This is a genomic window from Serratia sp. (in: enterobacteria), assembly GCF_046715635.1.
In the GTDB taxonomy this organism is placed as follows: domain Bacteria; phylum Pseudomonadota; class Gammaproteobacteria; order Enterobacterales; family Enterobacteriaceae; genus Chania.
Window position 1 is genome coordinate 1 of the sequence record NZ_JBKJYW010000069.1, and the last position, 5370, is coordinate 5370.

At 55.1% G+C, this 5370-nt stretch carries 5 protein-coding genes; 1 reads left to right on the forward strand and 4 read right to left on the reverse strand.

Annotated elements, in window-relative coordinates; translation table 11 throughout:
- A partial coding sequence (secA, locus tag ACLQ7H_RS03340) for a preprotein translocase subunit SecA (protein WP_411751444.1) occupies positions 1–2108 on the reverse strand: 2108 nt, incomplete at its 3' end.
- 88 nt (positions 2109–2196) lie between these two features.
- Positions 2197–2730 carry a secA translation cis-regulator SecM gene (secM, locus tag ACLQ7H_RS03345; RefSeq protein WP_065687086.1) on the reverse strand — a complete coding sequence of 178 codons (534 nt, stop codon included), beginning with the start codon at positions 2728–2730 and terminating at the stop codon, positions 2197–2199.
- A 26-nt stretch (positions 2731–2756) separates the two neighbouring features.
- On the opposite strand from secM, the gene ACLQ7H_RS03350 reads away from it, so the two are divergent.
- Positions 2757–3284, forward strand: coding sequence for a DUF721 domain-containing protein (locus ACLQ7H_RS03350; protein WP_411751445.1), 528 nt, complete (start codon positions 2757–2759; stop codon positions 3282–3284).
- Positions 3285–3300: 16 nt separating this feature from the next.
- Here ACLQ7H_RS03350 and lpxC read toward each other — a convergent pair whose 3' ends face one another.
- Both lpxC and ftsZ read right to left on the reverse strand, forming a co-directional pair.
- The gene (gene lpxC / locus ACLQ7H_RS03355) at positions 3301–4218 is read right to left on the reverse strand and encodes a UDP-3-O-acyl-N-acetylglucosamine deacetylase (RefSeq protein WP_021179330.1); all 918 of its coding nucleotides are present in this window, start codon (positions 4216–4218) and stop codon (positions 3301–3303) included.
- A 103-nt stretch (positions 4219–4321) separates the two neighbouring features.
- Positions 4322–5370: cell division protein FtsZ (gene ftsZ, locus ACLQ7H_RS03360; protein ID WP_411751446.1), on the reverse strand; the 1049-nt coding region annotated here is incomplete at its 5' end.

The window sequence follows — 5370 nt, forward strand, 5'->3', positions numbered from 1 at the left end:
ACATCCCACATTTCTTCCAGCGACTGCGGCGGAATGTAGCTGTCGATGGTGGTTTTGAACACGTCTTCACGGATGCTGTTGATGGTTTCGCTCACGTCGGACACGTCGAGCAATTCGTTACGCTGGCTGTAGATCGCACGACGCTGGTCGTTGGCCACGTCATCATATTCCAGCAGTTGCTTACGAATATCGAAGTTACGGCTTTCAACCTTGCGTTGCGCATTGGCAATGGCTTTGGTGACCCACGGGTGCTCGATGGCTTCGCCATCCTTCATACCCAGTTTACGCATCATGCCAGAAACACGATCCGAGGCGAAAATACGCATCAGCGCATCTTCCATTGACAGGTAGAAGCGGGAAGAACCGGCATCACCCTGACGACCGGAACGGCCGCGCAGCTGGTTGTCGATACGGCGTGATTCGTGACGTTCGGTACCGATAATATGCAGACCACCAGCGGCCAGCACGGCGTCGTGACGAATTTTCCAGGCTGCTTTAATTTCGGCAATCTGCTCTTCAGTCGGATCTTCCAGATGGGAGATTTCACTCTGCCAGCTGCCGCCCAACACGATATCAGTACCACGGCCTGCCATGTTGGTCGCGATGGTTACCGCAGCCGTCTGACCCGCATTGGCCACAATATCCGCTTCCATGGCGTGGAATTTGGCGTTCAGAACCTTGTGTTCGATCCCCGCTTTGGTCAGTTCGCGGGAAACCACTTCGGATTTCTCGATCGAGATAGTCCCCACCAGCACCGGCTGGCCGTTGGCAGTCCGCTCACGGATATCTTCGATGATCGCCGCGATCTTCTCTTTTTCGGTCATGTAGACCAGATCCGGCATATCTTTACGGATCATTGGACGGTTGGTCGGCACTACGATGGTATCGAGCTTGTAGATGGAGCTGAATTCGAAGGCTTCGGTGTCCGCCGTACCGGTCATACCGGCCAGCTTCTCGTAGAGACGGAAGTAGTTCTGGAAGGTGATTGAAGCCAGCGTCTGGTTTTCGTTCTGGATGTCTACGCCTTCTTTAGCTTCTACCGCCTGATGCAGACCATCAGACCAGCGGCGGCCCTGCATGGTACGGCCGGTGTGTTCGTCAACGATAATGACTTCACCGTCTTTGACGATATAGTCAACGTCGCGGGTAAACAGCACGTGGGCACGCAGCGCGGCGGTGACGTGATGCATCAGCATGATGTTGGTTGGTGAATACAGCGATTCGCCTTCATCCATGATGCCCGCTTCCATCAGCATCTCTTCGATCATGATCAGGCCGCGTTCGGTCAGGTGAACCTGGCGCGCTTTTTCATCGACCGAGAAGTGCCCTTCACCCTGGAAGGTGTCGGAGTCTTCTTTTTCCTGGCGGATCAGCTGTGGGATAAGCTTGTTAACACGCTTATACATTTCTGAGCTGTCTTCGGCCGGGCCGGAGATGATCAGCGGCGTACGCGCTTCGTCGATCAGGATGGAGTCAACCTCATCCACCAGCGCATAGTGCAGTTTACGCTGCACGCGCTCTTCCGGGCTGAACGCCATATTGTCACGCAGGTAGTCAAAGCCGTATTCGTTGTTGGTACCGTAGGTAATATCTGCGCCATAGGCTTCACGCTTGGCCGGAGCAGGCATACCAGGAAGGTTGATACCCACGCTCAACCCCAGGAACTCGAACAGCGGACGGTTGTTTTCGGCGTCACGCTGGGCCAGGTAGTCGTTGACGGTAACCACGTGCACGCCACGGCCGCTCAGGGCGTTCAGATAGGCAGGCAGGGTTGCGGTCAGGGTTTTACCTTCACCGGTACGCATCTCGGCGATACAGCGGTCGTTGAGCACCATCCCGCCCAGCAGCTGCACGTCGAAGTGACGCATGCCGAAGACTCGCTTACTGGCCTCACGCACGACGGCGAAGGCTTCCGGGATCAGGCTTTCCAGCACTTCGCCCTTTTTCAGACGCGCGCGGAACTCATCGGTCTTGGCCTGCAGTTCGCTGTCAGACAGTTTTTCCATGTCTGGTTCCATACGGTTGATCATCTCAACCGCTTTGCGCATGCGGCGCAGGGTACGATCGTTGCTGCTACCAAAAACTTTGGTCAATAGTTTGATTAACATGATTCTTTATATCTCTTACGCGACGACACCATAATGGCCGTCAACAAGCTGTTGTGTTGTTTGTTTTTTGCTGCCCGGAGGGCAAAGATCAGCCGAGGGCTGCAGGCCCGGCGCGAATACCTTGCACCTGAGCGAGCCATAGCCCGGCCTGATGCTGCGCCAAAGAAGGAACGATGGGGTGATGGGTATCACGAATGATAGTCGGTGGTTTTGGCTCGTGCGTCAGTAGCGCATTGAGCGTGGAGAGCAGGGCAAGCTGAGCCACCTGTAATGGGGGTTCAACCGCAACGGTCTCCGCTTCCTGCACCCGGGCATAGACGGCCTGAGGTGCCAGAGCAAAAGAGAGGTGACGAATGACGGTTCGAAGCGCATGCTGGTGCCAGTAATCAACGTTAAACGTTGGGCGACGATGTACTTCTTGCAGTAACGCCAGGCTGTTGAAGGCGTGGCTGGCGGAATTTTGCCGGTTAAGACTGGACGAGGTGCTCGGTAATGCGCTTTGATCGACGGTGCCGGACAGATTTTGCGGTACGCCAAGCGTAGCCGCTACCATCCCCAACAGGAGATGAGGCCAGAAATAACGTCTGCCAAATTGTCGCCAACGATTTAGAATACCGATCACGTGTTTATTATCCGCCGGAGCCCATTATGCGCGATAGCCGTCCACAATTATTAGATATCCTGTTTGACGACGCGTCTGCAACAGAGAAAGGACCGCTGCATAACGTTCAGCAACGCGCTACCGCGCTACTAAAACTCAATCGTGCCGTGAAGGGGTTATTGCCCGCTCAGTTGCACCCTTGGTGCCGTGTCGCCAACTTCAGACAGGGTATTTTAGTGCTGGAAACCGCCAATGCCAGTTGGATGATGCGCTTACGCTATGAACAACCCAGCCTGCTATCCGCACTACGAGCGCAAATTCTACCATCTTTGTCGTCAATCGACATCAGGATTAATCCTTCGTTGATGGCAAAAGGCAGCAGCCAGCTACAAAACCAGGGCAAAACCACGGAAAACGGTCAGCAAGCAGAAGTCCCCATGCGTCATTTGAGCCAGGAGAGTGCAGATGCATTGCGGGGGTTGGCGGCACAGAGCCCAGAAAGATTACGTAAGGTGTTAGAACGACTGGCCGCGTTGGCAGGAGAGAGAGCCAACGCAACCGGTCGTGATAAGTAATTGACGTCTTGGCAGCTTAGGCCAGTACGGTTGACGGAGCCTTGAATGCCAACGGCATTTCGGCTTCATCCTGGAATGTCACGAATTCCCAAGCTTCCTGTTTCGCCAGTACGGCTTGCAGCAGCTTGTTGTTCAGCGCATGGCCTGATTTGTAGGCGGTAAACGCGCCAATGATGTTATGGCCGCACATGAACAGATCGCCGATGGCATCCAGCATTTTGTGGCGTACGAATTCGTCTTCGAAGCGCAGGCCGTCTTCGTTGAGGACACGATAGTCATCCACCACAATCGCGCAATCGAAGCTGCCACCCAGGGCCAGGCCACGGGATTGCAGATATTCGATATCACGCATGAAACCGAAGGTACGCGCACGGCTGATTTGGCGTACGAACGAATCGGCTGAGAAATCCAGACGATAGCGTTGGGTACTGGCATCAATCGCCGGGTGGTTGAAATCGATGGTGAAGTCCAGGCGGAACCCGTTATGCGGGGACAGCTCTGCCCACTTGTCGCCATCTTCAACGCGTACGGTGTCTTTCAGACGCAGGAATTTCTTCGCCGAGTTCAGCTCTTCGATGCCAGCATCCAGCAACAGATAGACAAACGGGCTGGCACTACCGTCCATGATCGGGATTTCGGCAGCGTCAACTTCAATGATGATGTTGTCGATACCCAAGCCCGCCAACGCAGCATTAAGATGCTCAACGGTGGAAATACGCACGTCTGACTCATTCACCAGGCAAGTACAGAGCATGGTATCACGCACGGATTTGGCATCAGCCGGGAAATCTACCGGTGGATTCAAGTCAGTGCGACGATAGATGACCCCGGTATTAGCCGACGCTGGGCGCATTGTCAGCGTGACTTTCTTGCCGGTATGTAAACCGACACCAGTCGCCTGCACAATACGTTTTAATGTCCTTTGTTTGATCATCGTTTTATCTCGCAATGTTATCAATCCAACCAGCCCAGCATACAGCAAGGCTGGCGGGACAGTTTAGCACAAAGAGCGGAGATTCCAAATTATCAGCTTATTCCTAATCTGCCTGCTTGCGCAGGAAGGCCGGAATATCCAGATAATCAGGCTCTTTGTTGGGTTGCGCGCTCTGATCGTTCACCACCTTGGCGGCAGGTTTTACTTCCTGCTGCAGCGGCGACATACCATGCTGCTGGTAACGGTGATCCATCACTGGCTGGCTGGCCTGTTTATTGGTTACCAGGGTGATTTCAGGACGTTTGTCCATACCGATACCGGTCGCGACTACGGTCACGCGCAGTTCGTCGTTCATTTCCGGATCCAGCGAGGTACCGATTACCACGGTCGCATTGTCGGAAGCGAAAGCACGGATGGTGTTACCCACGGTTTCGAACTCATCCAGACGCAGGTCGAAGCCAGCGGTGATGTTGACCAGCACGCCACGGGCGCCGGACAGGTCGATATCTTCCAGCAGTGGGCTGGAGATCGCCATTTCCGCCGCTTCTTCGGCACGGTCTTCGCCACAGGCAACGCCAGACCCCATCATCGCGTAGCCCATTTCGGACATCACGGTGCGCACGTCAGCAAAGTCGACGTTCATCAGGCCTGGACGGGTGATCAGTTCGGCAATACCCTGCACCGCGCCTTTCAGCACGTCGTTGGCCGCGCCGAACGCGTCCAGCAGAGAGATGCCACGGCCCAGAACTTTCAGCAACTTGTCGTTCGGGATGGTGATCAGCGAGTCCACATGCTTGGACAATTCGGCGATACCCTGCTCAGCGAATGCCATGCGCTTCTTGCCTTCAAAGTTGAAAGGCTTGGTCACCACGGCGACTGTCAGAATACCCAGATCTTTTGCGACTTCTGCCACCACTGGCGCAGCACCGGTACCGGTACCGCCACCCATGCCGGCCGCGATGAAGCCCATGTCTGCACCTTCCAGAGCGGCGCGCAGGGCTTCACGGTCTTCTTCCGCTGAATTGCGACCCACTTCCGGGTTCGCGCCTGCACCCAGACCTTTGGTAATACCGCTACCAATCTGGATGGTTTGGCCAACTGCCGTTTTACGCAGCGCCTGAGCGTCTGTATTCACGGCGAAGAATTCAACAC

Coding starts and splice junctions, on each gene's coding strand:
- lpxC (WP_021179330.1), bottom strand. CDS start 4,218: ATGATCAAACAAAGGACATTAAAACGTATTGTGCAGGCGACTGGTGTC.
- ACLQ7H_RS03350 (WP_411751445.1), top strand. CDS start 2,757: ATGCGCGATAGCCGTCCACAATTATTAGATATCCTGTTTGACGACGCG.